We start from the raw sequence: 23,067 nt of genomic DNA, 5'->3' as shown, positions 1-23,067 counted from the left end.
ATTTATTCCTTCATGCCGGTGCTGGCGACACCTTGAACAAAGTTGCGGCGCAGCAGAACAAAGAGAAGAACAGACGGAATAAGCACGGTGGCCGAAGCGGCGCTGAGGCGACCCAAATCAACGGTGAAACCGGTTTGGAACAGTGCAAGCCCGACTTCAATTGTATAGCTCTCACGCGTTGTTGCCACAATCATCGGCCATGCGAATGATGTCCATGCCTGGAAAAAAGCCAGAACTGCAAGTGCAGCCAATGCACCGCGTAAGAGCGGCAGAACAATGCGCAGAAAAATCCAAAACTCACTGGCACCATCAATGCGTGCTGCTTCCAGTAATTCATCCGGAATGGAGTGAATGACATTTTGACGGATAAGAAAAATGCCAAAGCTCATCACCATATAGCCGAATAATAATCCCCAGACGGAATTCAGCAGGCCTAAGCTTTTGACCTGAAAATAGAGCGGGATCATATAGACTTCAAAAGGCACCACCGCCGTTGCCAAGAAGAGCGCGAAGATAATATTCATGCTGCGATAGCGGAATTTGCCCAGCACATAACCGGCAATTGCGGATGTGGCGACAATGCAGATGGTGGAAAGACATGCAAACAGAATGCTGTTCATGATCCAGCGCAAAAGCGGTGTGTCACTCAAAACCGACTTAAAATTTTCAAGAGTTGGATCCGCCGGAATAATGGTCGGCGGCCATGTGAGCATTTCTTGCGGTGTTTTGAACGCGTTCGCGACCAAAAATATCAGTGGCAACAGCATAGAGATCGAGATCACAAAAAGCAGCACATCAATCGATAGATTGACATTGCGCTTTTTACGCCGCAAGCGTTGCCCGTCTTGATGGTGGTCAGCTGTTTGTGTGGTTTGAACTTGGGTCATTACCGGCCCTTTTCACGTAACAGAGTAAACTGGATCAGGGTGAGCACCAATACAATGGCAAGCAGTACGACAGCCTCGGACGCCGCATAGCCGATACGGTAATTGCGGAAGCTGTTTTCCAGCATATCAAGCACCAGCACGCGAACCTGACGACCTGGCGCGCCTTGTGAGTCTGAGGCCAGCACAAAGGCTTGCGCATAGACGTTAAAGCCGGAAACAAGCGTCACAACGGATACGTAAAGGGTAATCGGCTTGAGCATCGGCACAGATAAGTGCCAGAAGGATTGCCGCGCTGTGGCGCCATCAAGCTTGGCTGCTTCATAAAGCGAAACGGGAAGGCTTTTAAAGCCGACCAGATAGATCAAAACCGCATAACCAAGTGCCTGCCAAGAGCACAGAATAATCATGCAAATAACCGATAAAACCGGATCAAAAAGCCATGGCTGCGGACTGATGCCGAAGATCGACAAAAAGGCGTTTAAAGGGCCAAGACGCGCATCAAATATCCATTTCCATGCCATCGCCGCGGGAACGAGCGAAACAATATAGGGAATGAAAATCGCGGTTTCGAAAAAGGCGGAAAAACGCGATGTGCTGCGATGATGGATAAGGCCGGCAATTACCATTGCGGTTGGAATGGTGATAATCAGCACGCCGAAAGCGATGATACTGGTATTTACCAGTGCATCCAGAAAGAGCTGATCGCTCATTAATTCGCGAAAATTGTCGAGGCCGATGAAGGGCTTTTTCTTCGACAGCAGATCCCATTTATGCAGGCTGAGCCGCAATGTGTCGACGATGGGATAAATCCGCATCCATGAGAAAATGGCAAGCGTCGGGAGGATTGCCAGAATTGCAAAAATCCATCGTTTACGGGTCAGCATGGCTCTTCCCTTAGAAAATGGGCCTTAAAAAATGGGCCTTAGAAAACAGACCTTGGAAAAGTGGCATTGGAAAAACGGGTCGGGCAATGTTGCCCGACCAGAAAGACTGCTGTTGAAATACTTATTTGCCGAGCAGGTCTTCACGATCGAGAATTTTCTCAATCTCTTCGCTGGCAGTTTTCAAGAAAGCATCAATCGCCGCATCATCATTGACCAGTTTGGCATTGCCGAAAGCATTGGTCAGCTGGGCTGCAAAGCGTGTGAGAATTTCTTCAACCGGACCAATGGATGGCAAAGTGAAGAACTCATAACCTTCAGGATAATCAACAAACGCTGCAAAAGCCGGTTGGCTGTTGGTGACCGATGAATAATCAACGCCGGAACGGTTTGGCAGCCAGCCAACATTTTTGAGCATCCAGACAAGATTTTCCGGAGTGTTGGCAGCTTTGGCAAATTCCCAACCAATATTGGCCTTGTCTCCTTCGCCCGCAACATAAAGATTGTTTGGCAGGCCGATGGAGCCGCGCGGCAGCGGGGCCGTGGCATATTTCAGATCGGGTGCCTTGGACGCAATATCGCTGATAACCCATGACTCACGGATGAACATGGCAGTTTCACCGCGCTCAAATGCTTCCGCATCCGCAGGCATTTCCGGTGTAACGGTTTTCAGCGTGTAAACATTTTCCAGATATTGCTTGAGCGCCTTACGGCCAGCCTCATTGGCAAAATCAGTGACCCATTTACCGTCATCTGTTTGCTTGACGACGTTGCCGCCAAACTGGAACAAGTTGATCCAGAATTTCTCGGCAATACCCTGACCGCCACCAGTCAAACGAAGGCTCCAACCAGAGACGGTCGGCTTGCCGGAAGCGTCACGTTTGGTGAGCTTTTCAGCGAATTGCGAATATTCTTCCATGGTTTTTGGCGCGCGATCAAGACCGGCTGCCGCAAACATTTCGGTATTATAGAAAAGCGAACCCTGACCGCGGAACAATGGCACACCGTAAACGGTGCCATCCATGCTAGCGGTCTGGCTGAAGAACGAACCAAAATTGGCCGGATCTTTCACAAAAGATGCAACTTCGTCTGGCGCTGCTGGCAGCAGTTCGTTTTCAATATAACGGCTGGCGGTGGAGCCGGAAAGCTCAATAACGGTTGTGTCGGATGTGCCCGATGACAGACCAAGAGCGACGCGTTTTTCATGTTCACGCAGTGCAATGGCTTCTACTTTTACCTGCAAATCAGGAAATTTTTCCTTCATGCCTTCAGCAACATGCTGATAGAACGGCGCCATTTCCGGATAGCCGCTCCAAACGGTCAGTGTTTCGGCGGAAACCCCAGAAAGACCAGCGAGAAGCCCTGCGCTGAGCACAGCGCTAAAGATGGTTTTTTTGTTGGCTGATGTCTGAACGACAAACTGTTTTGACCAGATTTTATTAATTATTGTCATTACTTCCTCCCTCATTTTAATGTAAAATTTCTCATGCAACCGGTTGCGTGTCAAGTTAACAAAGCAGATTTGCATGATTTTGGTTGTTTATTTTGTTATTCTTTCGTTGTTTTTTGTGCGAGACGGATGATGCCATTTGTGAGCAATTCTGCACATCCGGCGGCAAAAGTTGCGCTTTGCCCATAATAACGGTGGGCTTCATCCACTTCATAACCGCCATGGATATATTCATCCTCCGGTGGAATATATCCCGGATTATCATCGGAAAATCCGGCAATCAGCAAACACTCGTGAGTTTGCAATGCTTGGCGTATGTTAAGGCCGCTTTGGGCAAAAATTTCGCCGGGTAAAGCCGCAATGCCAATGCCCGCCCAGTTCAAGAATGTAATTCTTGCGTCAAGAGGCTCTAATGGTTCAAGGGCCTTGCTCTTTGCCCAGTCGCACCAATAGTTAAGTAATGCACGCCTTGCCGGTTCAGCAGTTTTTGCCTCATTTTGCCAAAGCGCCAAAAGTTCTTGTGGCGTTTGTTTTTCACGCCGTTCAAAGGTTAGTTCAACTGTCATATTCTGCGCGCTGACCGTGCCGTGCACCTGTTGTTCAGGTGCTGTCATCGCCGCATTGACAATCTTTTCACCGATGCGTTCGGCATTTTCATAAGTGCGATCCGGTGTGGCTGTCAGGCTTACCGAAGCATGGGCGTTATGGCCGGTATTTACATCGCCAATCGCACCGGTCACAAATAGAGCGACTGCTTCCGGATAGTGTTCTTCCAGTTTTTCACGCACATAAAAAGGATAATCAGCCGTCCAGAGAAGGTTGTCTGCGCCTAAAACAACAGGGTGGCAGGCATAATTGATGATAAGTGCCAGCATTTTTCCTGAGCTATCGCGGATCCGGATAAGTGGCAAGGCGGTGTCAACCGGCCCGTCTTTATGGCGGCGATTACGCCCGACATCAGGATCAGAACCGTGTGCTGCTGTGATGATTACGGGTTGCAGATTGTTTGCTGCCTGATTGATCGCAGTCACACAAGCATCTTCCAACCGTTCCAGCCATGCGGCATCGGCTTGAATACTTAAACGGTCGGCCATGGACACTGGCCCGCCATGATTGTGCAGAGCGCTGATAACAATATTGTCTGCGGCTAAGCAACAGCGCTGACGAATACGAGCGCTCATATCTGCACTGATGCCGATAACGTCGGCAACGACAAGAGCGGTGTCGTTGAGAACAAGTGCGCGCACACTGAGGCGGTCATGCGCACCTTCGGCAGGTTTTGTGCGAGCGGCAAAACCGGACATGGCAACGCCACATGTCGGGGTGATGTCAATAACAGCAACGCCTGCAGATATATTTACTGGTGAGGTGCTGCTGCTCATCATACAATCCGCTTTCCGGCAACCCAGACGGCTTGAATATCAAGCTGTTTCATCTGCGGCTCATAAATGAAGCTGATCAGATCAGCGCGTTCGCCAATCTGCAATTTACCGCGGCCATTGATGAAATGACCTGGATTACTGGTCGCTAATTGCAGCGCTTCGGCCAAAGACAGGTTCGCCATTTGCATGGCAATTGGAACATTGGCTGCGAGTGGCAGACCAGCGCCTGCAAGATAAGGCGTATCTGCAACGCCGATTCGACCGTTTTCAGAAACTTCAACCGTGCCGCCGATTGCTTGTTCATAGCGTCCGGCTGGCATGCCAGCGAGAGCCACACTGTCCGAGACCAGAAAAGAACGCTCAAATCCGCGGGCACGCAGCATGGCTTTAAATGTATCCGGTGATAAATGCCAACCATCAGCGATGAAACCTGCCGATAGCTTATCATTGGCAAGTTGCGCCCAGATTAAATTGGGATGGCGCGGCATAGTCGCTGCAACACCATTGCCAAGGTGAGTGGACATGGACGCACCAGCTTCAACGGCTTGATGAATATCATCCGGCGAGGCGGCGCTATGACCAATGGAGACGGTTATATTTTGCGCACTTAAAGCGCGGATATAATCAATGGCGCCAGTTTGTTCCGGTGCGATCGTTACTAAAGTTACTAAATTGCCGCTGGCTTTCTGCCACTCATCAAATTCGTCTAATGAGGGAGCGCGGACATGTTGCAAGGGATGTGCGCCACGCGGGCCCTCAAGCGGTGAAATCGAAGGACCTTCGACGTGCACACCGGCAATCATTTGCTCTGCCAGCCAATCCGTGCGGCGCGCTTCAGCAATGGCTTGCAATGCGGAAATGATGGAGCTTTTAGATGCCGTGATGAGCGTTGGTAACCAGCTGGTGACACCCAGCCTACATAGTTTACGGCATAAAGCACTGACCGTTTCAGGCGTGAGTTCGCCTGAATTCAGATCAAGGCCGGCATAGCCGTTAACTTGTAGATCGATAAGTCCAGCTGAAATATAGGGGAGGGGCGTTGCTTTAATGGCTGAGAGCGAAAGCTTGGCATCATCATCTTTTTCGATCGAAACAATGCGACCATCCTGTATGGAAATTTTGAGACCGCATTGGGTGGCAGGGTCAATGCCATACAGGATGTCTGTCATCACAGTGCTTTCACTCGATGCTGGAAATTAGCAATAAAACGACCATTCGCTTCGTCACCACCTGGTGCATTGCCACTACGCCAGACTGGTGGCTCGACATTGTCTTCAACCAGTTTTGCCACAGTGCGCATCACCAGACAGTTAAGCGTGAAGGCATTGGCAAAGGTTGAAATAGCCGCAATCTTCTCGCTCATGCCTGGCATGGTCACAACAGCATCGCCAATCGGCACTTTCGTATCAATGGCAATGTCAACGAGATCATGCAAATTATGCTTGGTAGGATGGCGTGCCGGATGGTCCGGACTGGTGTTTTCGGCATGTTCACGAGAGCTGACACCGATAACAAAAGCGCCACGTCTTTTGGCCTCGAGGGCTGCGTCAATCAAGGCTGCATTAATGCCGTAAGCATTAACAAGAATAAGCAGGTCTGTGCTGTCAAGATTTTGATCAGTAATAACAATTTTGCCATAACCAGGCAGACGTTCAATCGCCATGGAGCGCAGAGCGCCATTGGACAACAAGGTGCCTTCATCCAAAATGGCGCTGATATGCATCAGGCCGCCGGCGCGAAAGAAAACCTCTTGCGCGGCAAGATTGGAATGGCCGCCGGGCCCAAAAATATGGATCAGCCGGTCAGCCTTGATCTGTTCTGCCAGTTTGGCGGCGGCTTTATCCAGCGCGGATGTTTCCTCACATAAAATACGCTTCATAAGCGCATGGGTTTTGTCCAAATAATCAGCGCATAACTGGTCAGCATTGATGGTGTGAGTTTCAGGCATCCGGATCAGAATCCTTATCTAGATACAATGTGCAGGACGGATGGTTGCGTAAAATACTGGCCGGACATGCTGTGGTGATTTCACCATAAAGCGTATCACGCACTGCATTTTGCTTAAACGCACCCGGGACGACGCAAAATAATTGCTGGCCACTCATCAGGCATGGAATGGTGAGTGTAATGGCTTTTTCCGGTACATCATTGAAAGTGGCAAAACATTTATCATCAACCTGTTGCTGACGGCAGACATCATCCAACACAACAATTTTGACTGTTTCGGGATCATCAAACAGCGCAACCGGCGGATCATTAAAGGCGATATGGCCATTAACACCGATGCCAAGGCAGATGAAATCAATCGGCGCTTCTTCCAGTAATGCTGCATAACGCTTTGCTTCAGCGGACGCATCATCGCCCGGCATAATGCGATGCACTTGCCCAAAGGGAAGCTGATTAAAAATATGTCGGTTCAGCCAGAGGCCAAAACGTGCAGGATGATCCAGGCTCAAGCCGATATATTCATCCATATGGAAAGCCGTGACACGGCGCCAGTCAATATCAGGGGCAGCGCAAAGCATTTTGAGCATATCTGCCTGACTAGGGGCGGCGGCAAAAATCATACGAACCTGATTCTGGGTTTGAAGGCGGGCACGCAGCGCCGCTGCAATATCATTTGCCGCTGCCTCTCCCATATAATCGCGGTTTTCAAACGACCGAACCTTTAAGCTACCGTAATAACGGTTGCCCGTAGCTAAGCTCTCACCAATATTCGCTTCCGACAAAAATCTCTCCAGCATTTTAGGTGCGGCACGATCAGGAGCCAGCGATCAGTCTTTTGGCTTTTGATGCAAATTACGCACGATTATTTATTTTTATATTTGTCACGAAGATTCCATGCAACCGGTTGCATGTCAATAACATAAATTGCACATTGGCGCATAATCACGCATGCTATGGGCGTTTAAAGAGATGAGAAGCAGTTTTTAATGTGGGTAAAAAGAGCGGTAAAAGCTTGGAAAACTTAGCATTTCGACGAAAGAAAAACGGGCAATAATAACAATGATAAAGCAAATCAAGGGCGTCACAATTAGTCAGGTGGCAGAGGCAGCCGGTGTCGCACGCTCCAGCGTTTCCCGTGCTTTTACGCGCCCTGATATGTTGAGTCCTGAAACTGTGACCCGTATTTTGAATGCGGCAAAAGCGCTTGGTTATGTGCCAAATCATACAGCTCGCGCTTTAAGCACCGGCCGTTATGGCAACATTGCTTTGACTGTTCCTGATATCGCTAACCCGTTTTTTCCACCGCTCATTCAAGCTTCTCAAATGGAAGCCGACCGTTCGGATTTTTGCATTTTCTTAGGCAACGGTAGTGAAGATCCGGTTCAGGAAGATAAATTGCTCAAGCGTTTTGCCGGACAGGTGGAAGGTTTTGTGCTGGCGTCATCGCGCTTGTCAGATGCGCAAATTCGCGAACATGCCAGCCAGCATCCCCTCGTTTTGATCAATCGTGATGTTGAGGGGATTGCGCGAGTGCTGATTGATAGTGGTACAGGTGTGTGGCAGGCGGTGGAACATTTAGCCAGATTAGGGCATCGCAAGATTGTTTATGTCAGCGGGCCATCTACATCATGGTCGAACCAGCAGCGTAGTGCCGCTGTGCGTGATGCGTCAGAAAAATTCAACCTAACCGCACAGACCGTTGCAACCATTGTGCCATCATTTGAGGCGGGAAAAAATGCCGTTGATGCCATTTTAAAAACGGGTGCCAGCGCGGCAATTGCCTTTGATGATTTAACGGCGCAGGGGGTACTCGCCGGCATGGCCGAGCGGCATGTGATCGTGCCAAAAGATTTCAGTCTGATCGGTTGCGATGATGTGCTGGGTGCGATGACATATCCGGCCCTTACATCGGTTTCCAATCAATCAAGTGAGGCAGGCCGTGTCGCTGTCTCACTGCTCATGGAAATATTGCAGGCCGGCACTATTCGCGATGTGCGTCACACATTGGAAACGCATCTTGTTATTCGTGATACGATGACAAATATTCCGGCAGAATTTGCGCTGGTTGACTAAATAAATTCAGGCGCTGCAATTTCTTACAGCGCCTGAAATGTGTCTATGCGGTTTAATTAAATGCCGTCCGGATGCACATGCTGATAATAATCAGTAAGGCGCAATTGGCTTGCGGCTTCCTCGTCGGTGATGATGGTTGCGTGACGGTGGAACTGCAATGCTGATGCAGGGCAAGCAGCTGAAACAGGTCCCTCAATCATATCAGCAACGGCTTGTGCTTTGTCGGCACCTGTTGCGATCAGCAGGCATTCACGCGCATCCAAAATAGTGCCAATACCCATGGTCAGTGCAAAACGTGGTGTTTCTTCACCTTCAGGGAAATATTGGCGGTTTGCGTTACGTGTGGTTTCGGTCAGCGTTTTTACGCGGGTGCGCGATGCAAGCGATGAGGATGGTTCGTTAAAACCAATATGGCCGTTTTTACCAATGCCCAATAATTGCAATGAGATACCGCCCGCTGCGGTGATTTCCGCCTCATAGCGTTCACCTTCTGCATCCACATCATCCGGCATGCCATGCGGCAGATGAGTGCGGGATTGGTCGATATCAATGTGCCGGAACAGAATATCACGCATATAGGTGTGATATGAGCAAGGATGTTCCGGCGGGATGCCGATATATTCATCCAGATTGAAAGTTGTCACACCAGCAAAAGAGACAGCACCTGCCTGATAGGCACTGACGATGCGCTCATATAAAGGTACCATAGTGCCGCCCGTTGCAAGGCCGAGAACGGCTTTAGGCCTGGCATTAACGTGATCAATGATGATGCCTTTGGCGCGCTCAATCGCTGCATCGCGATCGGGACAAATGAGAACTTTCACTTCAAACTTCTTTCTCTATGTAAGGCACTTTAAGTGCATTAGCATGATAACCGCATTGGTGAGCGACATTGTTGCTATCAGGATTATTGCGACGAAGCTGTTTTTGCAAGCAGTCAGCGAGGCTTAGATCACTAAAATATGCGTATCTTTTATATTTATCTGAGAAGTCAGCACATTTCCTTTAAAACGATTTAATTTTTTGCTTATCCGGCCTGTGCGTTTTATCGGGAGTGGCTGATTTTACTCCGCCGGTTTCGTGGTAATTGCGAGAGATGCCTTATGTTTCATGGTGCAAACCCGATGTAATGAGATTGTCGTAAAATGGTGCTGTGTGATGCCGAGCGAGAATAAATTGCAGGAAGCACGTTATAAACAAGCAATTTTAAGCGAGTATCCGATTACCCGATCCTGAAGCCACGCGGATTAATGACTTTGGTGCAAGGCTGATCGATGACGGTATTTATTGGAGGGGTTTTGTATCCTCAAAAGCTGGCTATATCAGTGGCACTAATGTTAATGCGCCCTTGTTGCCCACCAGCACATAAGTGAACCTGCACTAACCAGTAATGCGCCAAGCCAGAAGGAAATACCTAAACTTTCCCCCAGTAGCTGCGCAGCAAAAAATGCTGAAAGCACGGGTGTAAAATAGGAGGCCGTGGCAAGCACGGTGACATTGCCGTAGAGAATGCCGGTATTCCATGCGGCATAGCCTAAACCCATGGCGCATGAGACCAGTGACAGCTCTATAAGCAGCTGAGGTGTGAAGTTAAAAGCCTGATTTTCAGTGAAAGCAAATTGAAGCCATAAGACTGTTGCCGTCAGGATGAAAAACAGCGTTATGCCGTTACAACCTTTTGCAATTTTTTTGGTTAGAACGCAGTAAACGCTCCATATAATCGCACCAGCGAAAGCAAGCCCATAACTGAGCGGGTTTGAACCAATATTAACTGCCATATGATGCAATGAAAGACCATTTTCACCACCCAACACCTTACTGACGCCTATCAGGCAGACGGTCATTCCAACAAATATAAGCGGGCGTAAGGTTTGCTTGCTGGTTATCACAGTGAGTAAAAGCGTCAGGCTTGGCCAAAGATAATTGACCATGCTGACTTCGATTGCTTGGGTGCCAGAATCTGCAAAACCAATAGAGAGTGACAAACACATCTCATAAGCGGCGAAAAGAAGTCCGCCCCAAATCAGATATCGGCGCGGGAAAGCGGATAGTTTTGGAACACCTACCGCAATAAGCAGAATAACAGAGCTGAGCGTATAGACCATTGCGGCGCCTCCGACCGCGCCCAATGCTTCGGTGACAGATCGGATAAGGCCGACGATCGTGCTCCAAAGAAGAATGGCTGTTAAACCTATAGCGGTAGCTCTGCTGTGAGGCACTGAAAAATTCTCGTTTTGTGGTTCGGAAGTATCCGATTGATTTGCCCCTTGCTAATAGATGCAGCCATTTTTGTACATGGTTGAATTGGCGGTGAGCGTAGTCGTCAACAATTGACGGAAAATGAGAGGACATACGGATTTAAAGAACTGTGCCTTTGATGTTATTTTTTAACGATGAGATTGAAAAACGGACATATTTGTGTAGTCCTGTTCATATTAGCTAATCATTGAGTGACAGGAGTCCCCGCTCACTAAAAGCGGGGTGAAGAGCATGAGCCAGTCAGATAATTTTGCCCGTATCGTTGATCTTGAGCCGCACCGTCCGGCATTGGAAGAAATGCGCCATCACTTGCATGCGCATCCGGAACTTTCTTTTGAAGAAGAAAAAACGGCCGCTTATGTGGCGGATAAGCTTGAGGGCTGGGGTTATGATGTAACCCGCAATGTCGGCGGACATGGTGTCGTTGGTTGTCTGACGGTGGGCTCGGGTGGGCGTAATATTGCTATTCGTGCCGATATGGATGCTCTGCCTATTCACGAGAAAACCGGCCTTTCTTATGCAAGTCAGACGGCGGGCAAAATGCATGCTTGCGGCCATGATGGCCACACTGCAATGCTGCTTGGAGCGGCTGAATATCTTGCTCGCACCAAGAATTTTAACGGTACGGTGACCTTGGTTTTCCAGCCGGCGGAGGAGGCCGGGGAAGGCAGCGGCGCACAGGCCATGATTGCCGATGGCCTGTTTGAACGTTTCCCTGTTGATGCGATTTTTGGCCTGCATAATCATCCGGGCATGCCGGAAGGTGCGGTGCTTTCGCGTTCAGGGCCGATGATGGCAGCATCCGATACTGCTTTAATCCGCGTTATCGGTAAAGGTGGCCACGCCTCTCGTCCGCATTTGACCGTTGATCCGATTATGGTTGCGTGCAGTCTGGTGATGGCACTGCAAACGGTTGTGTCGCGTAATATTGATCCGACTGAAACGGCTGTCATTACTGTGGGCACGATCCACGGTGGTGAAGCTTCAAACGTGATTTCAGAACATGTCGATCTGGCAATCAGTATCCGTTCATTTTCACCGGCGGTGCGCGAGTTGTTGCGTAAACGCGTTTGTGAACTGACCGAGCAGCATGTTGCAGCTTATGGCGCCAGGGCCGAGATCAAATATGAACTCGGATATCCGGTGGTTGTCAATTCCGATGCTGAAACAGTTTTTGCAACGGAAGTGGCTCGTGAGCTCGTGGGAGAAGATAATGTCTCGACCTGTCCACTGCTTCCGGGCAGTGAGGATTTTGCTTATTTTCTGCAACATAAGCCGGGCAGCTTTTTGCGTCTTGGCAACGGTTTGGATTCGGCGGTTTTGCACAACCCGAAATATAACTTCAATGATGAAAATTTAACCGTTGGTGCCGCCCTTTGGGCAAGGTTAGCAGAGCGCTATCTGGCTGCAGGCGGTAACATGAAATAAAGATATTTTGTCCGTGTTTTTCATGCCGGTATCAATATTTATCGGCATGATAACCCAGATATGAAACACATATATGAAGCGCAGATATAGCGGTAGAAACAGTCTCTTTTGATGGAAATGAAAAGCTGAATTCTTTGCGGATATAGGTTTGCCCCGTTTCATCAAAATTATGCTTGATTTATCATAAAAACTATATGATTTGCCTGATAGTCGGGTTGAATAGTTTGTAAAATTAAGTGCCATCAGAGGTTTAAATGTCTGCGCAAGTGATTGCGATGATACTCGCTCCGCTCTTAGGGTTGTTCATTGTCAGTATAGGCAATGGTTTCTTGTCATCATTGACAACGTTGCGACTGGATAGTGCAGGCATATCCGAGACGATGATCGGTATTGTGTCATCCTCTTATTTTATCGGTCTGACGGTAGGTGCTATTTTTCATGATCGGCTGATTGCCCGTATCGGGCATATACGTGCTTATAGTAGCTTTGCATCGCTCATTACGGTGAGTGTGTTGTTGCAAGGCATGTATTTTGATGTCTGGTTTTGGCTCAGCCTGCGCTTTCTTTATGGTTGGGCGGCAATTGGTATTTATCTGGTTATTGAAAGCTGGTTGTTATTAGCTGCTGATCAGAAAATGCGCGGCCGTATTCTGGCACTCTATATGATTGCGTTATACGGCTCCGGTATGCTTGGTCAATTAGCATTGGGTACTGCGGACGCAATGGGAGCCGTCATCCCGTTTATGGCGGCGGCCATTCTTATTTCACTTTCTGTGCTCCCCATTGTGATATTGCCGCGTGTCACACCGGTTGTTGAGCGCGTTGAAGCACTTAACCCGTTAGATTTGTTGCGTATGACACCAAGTGGTGTAATCGGCTGTTTTGGATCCGGTATTGCAATCGCCGCCGTTTATTCTTTGTTTCCTTTGTATCTGCAACGTGCTGGCCTTGAAACCAGTGAAATTGGTACGATGATGGCGAGTGTGATTTTCGGTGCAATGGTGCTGCAATATCCGGTGGGGCGCTGGTCTGACAGGCGCGATCGCCGCATTGTATTGATTACGCTAAGTGTTGCCTGTGCTCTGTTGTCTGCCTTGGTAATCACTTTGCCGCAAAATTCACCTTTTCTGATTGTGGTATTCTTTTTGCTGGGCGGCGCTATTTTTGCGATTTATCCGGTTGCTGTTAGTTTTGCGGCGGATAGTACCTCGTCAGATGCGTTGGTGCGGATGATCCAGGGTTTGTTGCTGATTAACTCAGTGGGCTGTGCGATCAGTCCGCTCATTATTTCGCCGGTTATGGCATTGATGGGGCCATTAGGGCTTTTCTGGTCGCTTGGCCTTCTTAATGTGCTGATGATTGGTTTCTTCATGTGGCGACGTGGTGCGCGGCCGGAATCGACACCAGCCGCACCATTTGCGCCGGCTACGCCTTATTCACCGGTTGGTGCAGAATTGCGTGTGACAGATGAAATGATACAGGGCGCCGTTGAGAACGAGAAAAATGATGCCGTGCATGTGGTTTTGCCTGAAAATGAGCAAACAATCTGAGTTCTATCAGATTGTTTTTGGGTTGAGAAAGTTAATGCTGGCCGTTTTTAAAATTTTGTTCGTTGGCAAACTACTTTAATCAAATCTATTGCTGTTCTGACAGTATATAATAAAATTACTGGTAAGAGATTATTTGATCTGTCTTCTTACGTTGTAAGGCGATTTTTCTAAGTAAATAATTTTTTTCAGTTTTTTGATCTATTGCTAGAATAGTATTGTGGTGCTTTAATAGTTGAGTCTGCTTATCATGATATTGATTTTTAAAGCAGTCATCAATGGGAGGAGTTACCATGATAAAGTTGAAGTCTGCACTCTTGAGTGCGGTTTATGGAGCTATATTGGTGAGCACTATTTCTACAGCATATGCAGAAGATAAGCCCCGTGCACGAGATCTCGGCATACCATTTACAGGTGAAACAGGTCCTAATAATGCGATTACTGACGTTGAGGGTGTGACGGTTGGCTATTCCACCATCATCGAAGGCGAAGGTAAAATCGAAGTTGGTAAGGGGCCTGTCCGCACAGGTGTGACGGCTATTTTGCCACGAGGTAAAACCTTCAATCCGGTCTTTTCCGGCTGGTATTCCTTAAATGGTAACGGTGAAATGACTGGTACAACATGGGTGGAGGAAAGCGGTTTTCTGGAGGGGCCGATTACCATCACCAATACGCATAGTGTCGGGGTCGTGCGGGATTCGGTAGTCTCATGGCTTGCCGATAATGATCTGACAGGGCCGCATTTCAGAGATCTCTACTGGCTGTTGCCGGTTGTTGCAGAAACATGGGATGGCATTCTCAACGATATTAACGGCATGCATGTGAAAAAAGAGCATGTTTATGCAGCGCTTGATAATGCGACCAGTGGCAAAATTGCCGAAGGCAATGTCGGTGGCGGCACCGGTATGAACCTCTTCAATTTTAAAGGTGGTACCGGTACATCATCACGTAAGCTCAGTGATGAACAGGGTGGCTATACGGTTGGCGTTCTGGTGCAGGGCAATTTCGGTTCGCGCAAAGATTTGCTGATTGCCGGTGTGCCGGTTGGGCAGGAAATCACCGACATGATGCCGGACACCTCGTGGACGCGTGAGGAATCCGGTTCCATCATCGTGGTGGTTGCAACGGATGCGCCCTTGTTGCCGCAACAGCTGAAGCGTTTGGCACGTCGTGTGCCAATCGGCATTGGCCGTGTTGGTGGTTTTGGCGGCAATGGTAGCGGTGATATTTTCATCAGTTTCTCGACCGGCAACCCAGAAGCCTATAGCCGTGAAGAAAATACCAAACTTGAAATGGTATCAAATAATAAGATGGATCCGCTTATTCAGGCAGCAGCTCTGGCAACTGAAGAAGCCATTGTAAACGCGATGATTGCGGCTGAAACAATGAAGGGGCGCGATGACAATGTGTCTTTCGCTATCCCGCATGATCGTCTTGTCGATGTGATGAAAAAATATAATCGTCTGGACGCTAAATAATAGTTTGAAAATAGGAAGGCGGCCTTTAGAGGCCGCTTTTTTATATGTGGTTTGTTGCTTGCATCGGAGATAATAGTCTATACAAAAAGACATTGGTCATCTTGATATGAGATATATAAAGTAAGATGATTATATTATTGTGTTTGAAATCAGCACTTTGCTGAAAGTGACGAAGGTGCAGTTTGAGCCAGGAAAATAATGCTCCGGTCAGTCTTTCAGAGCAAATTCAAAAAGATATTGAAGAAAATATCATCAATGGCCATTGGGCGCCGGGTGATAAAATCCCAAGCGAAAGTGATTTTATGGAGCAATATCAGTGCTCCCGCATGACCGTTAATCGCGTTTTATCGCGCCTTGCCGAGCGTGGATTGATCAATCGTCGCCGCAAAGCAGGTTCATTCGTCTCCGCGCCGCAGGCGGATAGTGTGATGTTTATGCAGATCCGTGACTTTGCCAAAGAAGCAAAGGAGACCGGCCAGCAATATCGCCATGAAATTTTGCTGCGCCGTGAAGAACGTATCGCACCGGCAAAAGCGAAAGAATTGCAGCTTGCGACTGATCACAAGATTTTACGCATTTTGTGCCTGCATATCGTTAATGAAAAGCCTGAAGCTTATGAAGACCGCATCATTTCCTTGGTAAAAGTGCCGGAAGTGGCGGCGGAAACATTTGAAGAGACGCCGCCCGGCACATGGTTGCTTGGCCATATTCCGTGGAATGAAGCCAAGCACACTATTCGTGCGATCAATGCCGATACCACATTAGCGGGCATACTTGGCATTGAAACCAATGCGGCTTGTTTGAAGCTTAACCGGCGCACATGGCACCGTGCGGAGCTGATCACCGATGTGGATATCATTTATCCGGGTCTCGGACACGAGATTACAGGTGTTTTCTCCTCTAATCTCGGGTCTTTTCCGCAAGTCAATGCGTGAGCCTGTTTAATTCAACAGCTCACGTATTGTTTGCTGGAATGCACGCTCGGCCTCATCGCGCATTTCGTGGCGGCCATTTTCCACCTGTTTTTTGCCGCGTACCCAGACATCGGAAACGCTTGCGCGACCAGCGAAAATCCAGGCGTCAAGAATAGTATCGCCCTTCGTGTCAGGTAAACGCTGCATGTCGAGCGAGATAAAGTCGGCAGATGCGCCGGTTTTTAAGCCGTCTTGAGCGCGTCCCATTGAAATATTGCCACCTTGAACGGCTCCATCAAACACAGCGCGTCCGGTGGAGCCTTCACTTGGTGCCAGCACATTGCGGGCGCGATGTTGCAGGCGCTGTGAATATTCATATTGGCGCAATTCGTCACCAATGCCGATCAGCACATTGGAATCAGAGCCAATGCCGAACTGCCCGCCATGCTCATGAAAGCATGGGGCGTTGAATGTGCCGTCACCCAAATTGGCCTCGGTTACAGGGCATAGACCGGCAATTGCACCTGCATTTGCAACGCCTTTTGTTTCTGCCTCACTCATGTGGGTTGCATGAATAAGGCACCAGCGGGATGATAGGTCCTGATGGTTTAACAGCCATTCTACTGGTCTCTGCCCTGACCATGCGATGCAATCTTCAACTTCTTTAACCTGCTCGGCAATATGAATATGCACCGGCGCATCGGGCAAAAGCTGTGCGGCAAAGTTCAATTCATCCGGTGTGACGGCGCGCAAACTATGGGGAGCAACGCCCAAAACAGCACCGTCAATAAGGGATAAGGATTTTTGGCAGCCTTCCATGAGGCGCGCAAAACTTGTCTCATTATTGATGAAACGGCGCTGGCCTTCATTGGGAGCGCTGCCGCCAAAACCGGAATGAGCATAGAATACGGGCAGCAGTGTGAGGCCGATACCGGCTGTTTGCGCAGCGGAAACAATCTGGTCGGCCATTTCGGAATTATTGGCATAAGGCCTGCCGTCGCGGTCGTGATGAAGATAATGAAACTCTCCAACGCGGGTGAAACCTGCCTCCAGCATCTCGATATAAAGGCGCAGCGCGACTGTTCGCGCTTGATCGGGCGACATGGCCAGCGCAAACTTATACATGATTTCGCGCCAGCTCCAGAAACTGTCGGCAGAGCTTCCGCGCTTTTCGGCAAGCCCTGCCATGCCATATTGAAACGCATGACTGTGAATGTTCGGCATGCCGCTGAGAATGACATGATGGCGCTCGTCATGAGCCTGAGCTTCTACATCAGTTTCGATGTTGCTTATCTTGCCGCCGGCAATGGTGAGGCGCATATTTTGTGCCCAGCCGTTTGGCAACAGAGCTTGGCTTGCATGGATAGTGCTCGCATGAGTGGCGCTTGCCGACATAGAACAAAACTCCTCTTGCCGCTTGGTTTTCCCGTTTGTTTTTCAACTAAATGTAATTTTGTACGTTTTTCCTCTTGGCGGCTTGATTATTATGTATATACATTATGTACAGTCAGGGGAAGAGAGAAAAATGCTGATGGCAAAGAAATCCGACTTCGTTTTAATCAATGCGCGCATGATTACACTTGCAGAAAAGCTAAGTGGTCCGGGCTTGATTGAAGATGCGGCACTTGCTGTGCGCGATGGCAAAATTGCCTATGCGGGTGCATTGGGCGAATTACCGTCTGAATTTGCTGATTTTGAAACAATCAATTGTCAGGGGCGTTTGATTACGCCTGGTCTGATTGATTGTCATACGCATCTGGTGCATGCGGGTAATCGCGCACATGAGTTTGAATTGCGCCTTAACGGTGCAACTTATGAAGAGGTTGCGCGTGCTGGCGGGGGCATTGTTTCATCGGTTAAAAATTTACGTGCCGCAAGTGAAGATGATCTGGTGCAAGAGAGCCTTCCACGTCTGGATGCATTGATTGCTGAAGGTGTGACAACGATTGAGATCAAATCCGGTTATGGGCTGGATGCTGAAAACGAAATGAAAGCACTGCGTGCGGCGCGAAAACTTGGTGAAAAACGACATGTTGCTGTGCGCACGACTTTCTTGGGCGCACATGCTTTGCCGCCGGAAATGAACGGTGATAAGCAGGCCTATATTGATAAAATCATCAATGATATGTTGCCGCATATTGCTGCTGAAAAACTGGCAGATGCGGTTGACGGCTTTTGTGAAGGTATTGCCTTTTTGCCGGATGAAATGGCACGGGTTTTTGATGCCGCTAAAACCTACAATCTGCCAGTCAAGCTCCATGCCGATCAGTTGTCGAATTTACATGGGGCAGCATTAGCGGCTTCATATCAGGCGCTTTCTGCTGATCATCTGGAATATACCGATGAAGCTGGTGCGAAAGCGATGGCGCAAGCCGGAACCGTCGCCGTTTTGTTGCCGGGGGCATATTACTTCATCCGCGAAACACAAAAGCCGCCGGTTGAGCTTTTCCGTGCCGCTGGCACAAAAATGGCGCTGGCGACCGATAATAATCCAGGCACATCGCCACTGACATCGCTGCTTTTAACCATGAATATGGGTGCCACACTTTTCCGTATGACCGTGGATGAATGCATTGCCGGTGTGACGCGTGAGGCAGCGCGCGCACTGGGCGTATTGGCGCAAACCGGCACGCTTGAGACCGGCAAAGATGCCGACATTGCCATTTGGGATGTCGAGCGTCCGGCAGAGCTTGTTTACCGCATCGGTTTCAATCCGCTTTGGAAGCGGATTTTCAAAGGTCAGATTTAATTTTCATAACCCGTGGGCATTGTCCCCGATGGAGCAACAGATGACTCTCGTTCTCATACCCGGCAATGTTTCTCTTGGAAATCTTGAGAAAATTTATCGTGAAAATTTAAGCGTACGCATTGATACGTCTTTTCATGGCGTTATCGAAAAAGCTGCCAATCGTATTGCCGAAATCGCGGCTGGTGACGCACCGGTTTATGGCATTAATACCGGCTTTGGTAAGCTGGCCTCCATCCGTATCGCGCCGGAAGATGTAGCAACGCTGCAACGCAACCTGATCTTGTCGCATTGCTGTGGCGTGGGTGAGCCGCTAAGCCAAGACGTTGTACGCCTGATTATGGCGCTGAAGCTTATCTCGCTTGGTCGCGGTGCATCCGGTGTACGTCTTGAGCTCATCACCTTAATTGAGGGCATGCTGGAAAAAGGTGTGCATCCGATGATCCCTGCCAAGGGTTCAGTGGGTGCTTCCGGTGATTTGGCACCGCTTGCCCATATGGCTGCGGTGATGATCGGCGAAGGTGAAGCTTTTTATCAAGGCGCGCGCCTTTCCGGTGCAGATGCTTTGAAAAAAGCAGGGCTTACCCCTGTTGTGTTGGCCGCCAAGGAAGGTTTGGCGCTGATTAACGGCACCCAGACCTCAACGGCTTTAGCGCTTGCAGGACTTTTCCGTGCGCATCGTGCGTTACAATCAGCATTGATTACCGGCGCGCTGTCTACCGATGCCGCTATGGGGTCCACCGCGCCATTCCATCCGGATATTCATACATTGCGTGGTCATCAGGGGCAGATTGATACCGCATCAGCTTTGCGCCAATTGCTGGCCGGTTCGGTTATTCGTGACAGCCATCTGCAAGGTGATCAGCGCGTACAAGATCCTTATTGCATTCGTTGTCAGCCGCAGGTGGATGGCGCATGTCTTGATATTTTGCGTCAGGCTGCCCGCAGCCTTGAAATTGAAGCGAATGCGGTTACCGATAATCCGCTTGTGCTTTCCGATGATAGTGTGATTTCCGGCGGTAATTTCCATGCCGAACCGGTGGCCTTTGCTGCGGATCAGATCGCTTTGGCGATTTGCGAAATTGGTGCAATTGCGCAGCGCCGTATTGCGCTTTTGGTTGATCCGGCGCTGTCTTTTGGTTTGCCAGCCTTTTTGGCTAAAAAACCGGGTCTTAATTCCGGTCTGATGATTGCCGAAGTCACTTCAGCCGCCTTGATGAGCGAAAATAAGCAGATGGCACATCCGGCGTCGGTGGATTCTACCCCGACTTCTGCCAATCAGGAAGATCATGTTTCGATGGCTTGTCATGGTGCGCGTCGCTTGCTGCAAATGACCGATAATCTTAATGCCATTATCGGCATTGAAGCTTTGAGCGGTGCTCTTGGTGTGGAGCTGCGCGGACCACTGGAAACCAGCCCTGAACTGAAAAACGCGATGGCTGCTTTGCGTGCTAAAGTGCCGACACTCGATATTGATCGCTACATGGCAAATGACCTTGAAGCTGCAACAGCCGTTGTTGCCGATGGTTCACTGAACGCCAGCATCAGCACTGGCATTCTGCCATCCTTGGAGGCTTAAACATGCAAGCCTTTGAGGTTAAACAAGGCTCATCGCCGGTCATAATCGGTTTGCCTCATACCGGCACGAATGTGCCGGATGATATATGGGCAAGGCTTAATGATAATGGCCGTATTCTTGCCGATACGGATTGGCATATTCACAAGCTCTATGACGGCTTGTTGGAAAATGCCACGACAGTGCGTGCAACGTTTCATCGCTATTGCATTGATGCCAATCGTGATCCTGAAGGTGTGAGCCTTTATCCGGGACAGAATACAACCAGCTTGATCCCGACCACGGATTTTGATGATCTTGCCATCTGGAAAGAAGGCGAGGAGCCGAATTCAGATGATATTCAGGATCGTCTAAGCCGGTTTCATAAGCCTTATCACGATGCTTTTGCGGCTGAAATTGAGCGGGTTAAAAACATTCACGGCATTGCAATTGTCTATGATTGCCATTCCATCCGCTCCCATATTCCGTTTTTGTTTGAAGGTACGCTGCCGGATTTCAATATCGGCACTGATATGGGCAAAACCTGCGCTGCGGAAATTGAAGCTATCGCCGTGGATGTGACCGGTAAAGCCAGCGGCTATAGCTCAATTTTGAACGGTCGCTTTAAAGGTGGCTGGACAACACGTTATTACGGCCAGCCGCAAAATCGCGTGCATGCTATCCAGATGGAGCTCGCGCAAAAGACCCATTTAACCTCGGAAAGTCTGCCTTTTGCCTATGACGAAGCCAAGGCAGAGCGTTTGCGCGTCCATCTTAAAACATTGCTGCAACGCATTGAAGACGTAGCGGCCAAGCTTTAAAATTTAAACAAGGGGAAAACATGTCCAATCCACGTCACAATGAGCGCGATGTGCGCGCACCGCGCGGCACAGAATTGAACGCAAAAAGCTGGCTTACCGAAGCGCCGCTGCGTATGCTGATGAACAATCTTGATCCCGATGTCGCCGAGCGCCCGCATGAGCTTGTGGTTTATGGCGGCATTGGTCGCGCCGCCCGCACATGGGATGATTTTGACAAGATTGTCGCGACACTGAAAACCTTGGAAGACAATGAAACCCTGCTAGTGCAGTCCGGCAAGCCGGTTGGTGTGTTCCGCACTCATAAAGATGCACCGCGTGTGTTGATTGCCAATTCCAATTTGGTGCCGCATTGGGCGACATGGGATCACTTCAACGAATTGGATAAAAAAGGCTTGGCTATGTATGGCCAGATGACAGCCGGTTCGTGGATTTATATCGGCGCGCAAGGGATTGTGCAGGGCACTTACGAAACCTTTGTTGAGGCTGGTCGCCAGCATTATAACGGTAATCTGAAGGGTAAATGGATTTTGACCGGCGGTCTTGGCGGAATGGGTGGTGCACAGCCGCTTGCTGCGGTGATGGCTGGGGCTTGTTGCTTGGCCGTTGAATGCGATGAAACGCGCGCTGACTTCCGTTTACGTACCCGTTATGTCGATGAAAAAACCCATAGCCTTGATGAAGCATTAATGAAAATTGACGAGTGGACTAAGGCAGGCGAAGCCAAATCCATTGCGCTGATTGGCAATGCGGCAGAAATTTACCCTGAACTTGTCAAGCGTGGTGTGCGTCCTGATATTGTTACCGACCAGACCTCGGCGCATGATCCGGTACACGGCTATTTGCCGATTGGATGGAGCGTTGCCGAATGGCGCGCCAAACAGGAAAGCGACCCGAAAGGCGTTGCAAAAGCTGCCCGAGCTTCCATGAAAGTGCAGGTTCAGGCCATGCTCGATTTCTGGAATGCCGGTATTCCGACCGTTGATTATGGTAATAATATCCGTCAGATGGCGCTGGAGGAGGGCTTGGAAGATGCATTTGCATTCCCGGGCTTTGTGCCAGCCTATATCCGCCCGCTGTTCTGCCGTGGCGTCGGGCCTTTTCGTTGGGCTGCTCTTTCGGGTGATCCGGAAGATATCGCCAAGACCGATGCTAAAGTTAAAGAGCTGTTGCCGGATAATAAGCATCTGCATAACTGGCTGGATATGGCGAAGGAACGCATTGAGTTTCAGGGCTTGCCAGCACGTATCTGCTGGGTAGGTTTGGGTGATCGTCATCGCCTTGGGCTTGCATTCAACGAAATGGTGCGCAACGGCGAATTGAAAGCGCCGATTGTGATCGGTCGCGATCATCTGGATAGTGGTTCGGTGGCGTCGCCTAACCGTGAAACAGAAGCGATGCAGGATGGCTCGGATGCCGTATCCGATTGGCCATTGCTCAACGCGCTGCTCAACACTGCATCGGGAGCAACATGGGTTTCGCTCCATCATGGCGGTGGTGTCGGCATGGGCTTCAGCCAGCATTCCGGCATGGTGATTTGCTGCGATGGTTCCGCCGATGCGGATGAGCGTATTGGCCGTGTACTTTGGAATGATCCGGCAACCGGTGTGATGCGCCACGCTGATGCAGGCTATGATATTGCGCTTGATTGGGCAAAACAGCAGGGACTTCGTCTGCCTGCTATTCTCGGCAATTAATATAT

General features: G+C 49.4%; 19 protein-coding genes. 9 read left to right on the top strand and 10 right to left on the bottom strand.

The annotated features are described in order from the left end of the window. Positions 1–2: 2 nt before the first annotated feature. The 7 genes from FHS77_RS11975 to FHS77_RS11945 all read right to left on the bottom strand — a co-directional run bounded on the left by FHS77_RS11975 (position 3) and on the right by FHS77_RS11945 (position 7,329). Entirely contained in the window at positions 3–887 is an 885-nt protein-coding gene (locus tag FHS77_RS11975) for a carbohydrate ABC transporter permease (RefSeq protein ID WP_184223676.1), read from the bottom strand. Further along, on the bottom strand, positions 887–1,771 hold the full coding sequence (locus FHS77_RS11970; protein WP_184223674.1) for a carbohydrate ABC transporter permease: 885 nt from the start codon (positions 1,769–1,771) through the stop codon (positions 887–889). Before FHS77_RS11970 ends, FHS77_RS11975 begins: the two co-directional genes overlap by 1 nt. A gap of 121 nt (positions 1,772–1,892) precedes the next feature. Beyond that, positions 1,893–3,221: an ABC transporter substrate-binding protein gene (locus tag FHS77_RS11965; RefSeq protein WP_184223672.1), complete on the bottom strand. Its 1,329-nt coding sequence runs from the start codon at positions 3,219–3,221 to the stop codon at positions 1,893–1,895. Between the two features lie 95 nt (positions 3,222–3,316). Next, the gene (locus FHS77_RS11960) at positions 3,317–4,600 is read right to left on the bottom strand and encodes a neutral/alkaline non-lysosomal ceramidase N-terminal domain-containing protein (RefSeq protein WP_184223670.1); all 1,284 of its coding nucleotides are present in this window, start codon (positions 4,598–4,600) and stop codon (positions 3,317–3,319) included. Further along, positions 4,600–5,769 carry an N-acetylglucosamine-6-phosphate deacetylase gene (locus FHS77_RS11955; protein ID WP_184223668.1) on the bottom strand — a complete coding sequence of 390 codons (1,170 nt, stop codon included), beginning with the start codon at positions 5,767–5,769 and terminating at the stop codon, positions 4,600–4,602. The genes FHS77_RS11960 and FHS77_RS11955 overlap by 1 nt, the downstream gene beginning before the upstream one ends. After that, positions 5,769–6,548, bottom strand: a complete 780-nt coding sequence (locus tag FHS77_RS11950) for a sugar isomerase domain-containing protein (protein ID WP_184223666.1) — start codon at positions 6,546–6,548, stop codon at positions 5,769–5,771. The genes FHS77_RS11955 and FHS77_RS11950 overlap by 1 nt, the downstream gene beginning before the upstream one ends. Continuing rightward, a complete protein-coding gene (locus FHS77_RS11945; RefSeq protein WP_374786259.1) occupies positions 6,541–7,329 on the bottom strand; it encodes a 6-phosphogluconolactonase in 789 nt (262 codons plus the stop codon). Before FHS77_RS11945 ends, FHS77_RS11950 begins: the two co-directional genes overlap by 8 nt. Positions 7,330–7,606: 277 nt before the next feature. Between FHS77_RS11945 and FHS77_RS11940 the strand changes: the two genes are divergently transcribed. After that, positions 7,607–8,620, top strand: a complete 1,014-nt coding sequence (locus FHS77_RS11940) for a LacI family DNA-binding transcriptional regulator (protein ID WP_184223664.1) — start codon at positions 7,607–7,609, stop codon at positions 8,618–8,620. 56 nt (positions 8,621–8,676) lie between these two features. Here the strand turns inward: FHS77_RS11940 and nagB are convergent, their stop codons facing one another. Next, entirely contained in the window at positions 8,677–9,444 is a 768-nt protein-coding gene (gene nagB / locus FHS77_RS11935; RefSeq protein ID WP_184223662.1) for a glucosamine-6-phosphate deaminase, read from the bottom strand. A 513-nt stretch (positions 9,445–9,957) separates the two neighbouring features. Continuing rightward, a complete protein-coding gene (yddG, locus tag FHS77_RS11930) occupies positions 9,958–10,839 on the bottom strand; it encodes an aromatic amino acid DMT transporter YddG (protein WP_184223660.1) in 882 nt (293 codons plus the stop codon). A 271-nt stretch (positions 10,840–11,110) separates the two neighbouring features. Here yddG and FHS77_RS11925 point away from each other — a divergent pair, with 271 nt between their 5' ends. The 4 genes from FHS77_RS11925 (at position 11,111) to FHS77_RS11910 (ending at position 16,267) form a co-directional block, all read left to right on the top strand. After that, positions 11,111–12,307, top strand: a complete 1,197-nt coding sequence (locus FHS77_RS11925) for a M20 aminoacylase family protein (protein ID WP_184223658.1) — start codon at positions 11,111–11,113, stop codon at positions 12,305–12,307. A gap of 254 nt (positions 12,308–12,561) precedes the next feature. Next, entirely contained in the window at positions 12,562–13,857 is a 1,296-nt protein-coding gene (locus FHS77_RS11920) for an MFS transporter (RefSeq protein WP_184223656.1), read from the top strand. 290 nt (positions 13,858–14,147) lie between these two features. Then, positions 14,148–15,332, top strand: a complete 1,185-nt coding sequence (locus tag FHS77_RS11915) for a DmpA family aminopeptidase (RefSeq protein WP_184223654.1) — start codon at positions 14,148–14,150, stop codon at positions 15,330–15,332. Positions 15,333–15,514: 182 nt separating this feature from the next. Further along, positions 15,515–16,267, top strand: a complete 753-nt coding sequence (locus tag FHS77_RS11910; protein WP_184223652.1) for a histidine utilization transcriptional repressor HutC — start codon at positions 15,515–15,517, stop codon at positions 16,265–16,267. Between the two features lie 6 nt (positions 16,268–16,273). Here the strand turns inward: FHS77_RS11910 and FHS77_RS11905 are convergent, their stop codons facing one another. Beyond that, on the bottom strand, positions 16,274–17,641 hold the full coding sequence (locus tag FHS77_RS11905; RefSeq protein WP_184223650.1) for a formimidoylglutamate deiminase: 1,368 nt from the start codon (positions 17,639–17,641) through the stop codon (positions 16,274–16,276). 136 nt (positions 17,642–17,777) lie between these two features. On the opposite strand from FHS77_RS11905, the gene hutI reads away from it, so the two are divergent. Genes hutI through hutU form a run of 4 tightly spaced genes read left to right on the top strand, consistent with a single transcriptional unit; the run spans position 17,778 to position 23,062 of the window. Next, positions 17,778–18,995 (top strand): imidazolonepropionase, encoded by a 1,218-nt coding sequence (hutI, locus tag FHS77_RS11900; RefSeq protein ID WP_184223647.1) that lies wholly within the window; start codon positions 17,778–17,780, stop codon positions 18,993–18,995. 40 nt (positions 18,996–19,035) lie between these two features. Further along, on the top strand, positions 19,036–20,571 hold the full coding sequence (hutH, locus tag FHS77_RS11895) for a histidine ammonia-lyase (protein WP_184223645.1): 1,536 nt from the start codon (positions 19,036–19,038) through the stop codon (positions 20,569–20,571). Positions 20,572–20,573: 2 nt separating this feature from the next. After that, complete coding sequence (gene hutG / locus FHS77_RS11890; protein ID WP_184223643.1) at positions 20,574–21,368, top strand: N-formylglutamate deformylase; 795 nt, start codon at positions 20,574–20,576, stop codon at positions 21,366–21,368. Positions 21,369–21,388: 20 nt separating this feature from the next. Continuing rightward, positions 21,389–23,062: a urocanate hydratase gene (hutU, locus tag FHS77_RS11885; RefSeq protein WP_184223642.1), complete on the top strand. Its 1,674-nt coding sequence runs from the start codon at positions 21,389–21,391 to the stop codon at positions 23,060–23,062. Positions 23,063–23,067: the final 5 nt, after the last annotated feature.

Source organism: Paenochrobactrum gallinarii, from assembly GCF_014205685.1.
GTDB lineage: Bacteria > Pseudomonadota > Alphaproteobacteria > Rhizobiales > Rhizobiaceae > Paenochrobactrum > Paenochrobactrum gallinarii.
Note: the sequence above shows the minus strand (reverse complement) of the source record. Positions and strands in the feature narration are given on the sequence as shown.

What these genes read in the sequence shown, in the direction of transcription:
- FHS77_RS11975 (WP_184223676.1), bottom strand. Translation starts at nt 887, where the DNA reads ATGACCCAAGTTCAAACCACACAAACAGCTGACCACCATCAAGACGGG.
- FHS77_RS11960 (WP_184223670.1), bottom strand. Translation starts at nt 4,600, where the DNA reads ATGAGCAGCAGCACCTCACCAGTAAATATATCTGCAGGCGTTGCTGTT.
- hutU (WP_184223642.1), top strand. Translation starts at nt 21,389, where the DNA reads ATGTCCAATCCACGTCACAATGAGCGCGATGTGCGCGCACCGCGCGGC.
- FHS77_RS11955 (WP_184223668.1), bottom strand. Translation starts at nt 5,769, where the DNA reads ATGACAGACATCCTGTATGGCATTGACCCTGCCACCCAATGCGGTCTC.
- hutI (WP_184223647.1), top strand. Translation starts at nt 17,778, where the DNA reads ATGGCAAAGAAATCCGACTTCGTTTTAATCAATGCGCGCATGATTACA.
- hutH (WP_184223645.1), top strand. Translation starts at nt 19,036, where the DNA reads ATGACTCTCGTTCTCATACCCGGCAATGTTTCTCTTGGAAATCTTGAG.
- FHS77_RS11970 (WP_184223674.1), bottom strand. Translation starts at nt 1,771, where the DNA reads ATGCTGACCCGTAAACGATGGATTTTTGCAATTCTGGCAATCCTCCCG.
- hutG (WP_184223643.1), top strand. Translation starts at nt 20,574, where the DNA reads ATGCAAGCCTTTGAGGTTAAACAAGGCTCATCGCCGGTCATAATCGGT.
- FHS77_RS11965 (WP_184223672.1), bottom strand. Translation starts at nt 3,221, where the DNA reads ATGACAATAATTAATAAAATCTGGTCAAAACAGTTTGTCGTTCAGACA.
- FHS77_RS11920 (WP_184223656.1), top strand. Translation starts at nt 12,562, where the DNA reads ATGTCTGCGCAAGTGATTGCGATGATACTCGCTCCGCTCTTAGGGTTG.
- FHS77_RS11940 (WP_184223664.1), top strand. Translation starts at nt 7,607, where the DNA reads ATGATAAAGCAAATCAAGGGCGTCACAATTAGTCAGGTGGCAGAGGCA.
- FHS77_RS11905 (WP_184223650.1), bottom strand. Translation starts at nt 17,641, where the DNA reads ATGTCGGCAAGCGCCACTCATGCGAGCACTATCCATGCAAGCCAAGCT.
- FHS77_RS11915 (WP_184223654.1), top strand. Translation starts at nt 14,148, where the DNA reads ATGATAAAGTTGAAGTCTGCACTCTTGAGTGCGGTTTATGGAGCTATA.
- FHS77_RS11925 (WP_184223658.1), top strand. Translation starts at nt 11,111, where the DNA reads ATGAGCCAGTCAGATAATTTTGCCCGTATCGTTGATCTTGAGCCGCAC.
- FHS77_RS11950 (WP_184223666.1), bottom strand. Translation starts at nt 6,548, where the DNA reads ATGCCTGAAACTCACACCATCAATGCTGACCAGTTATGCGCTGATTAT.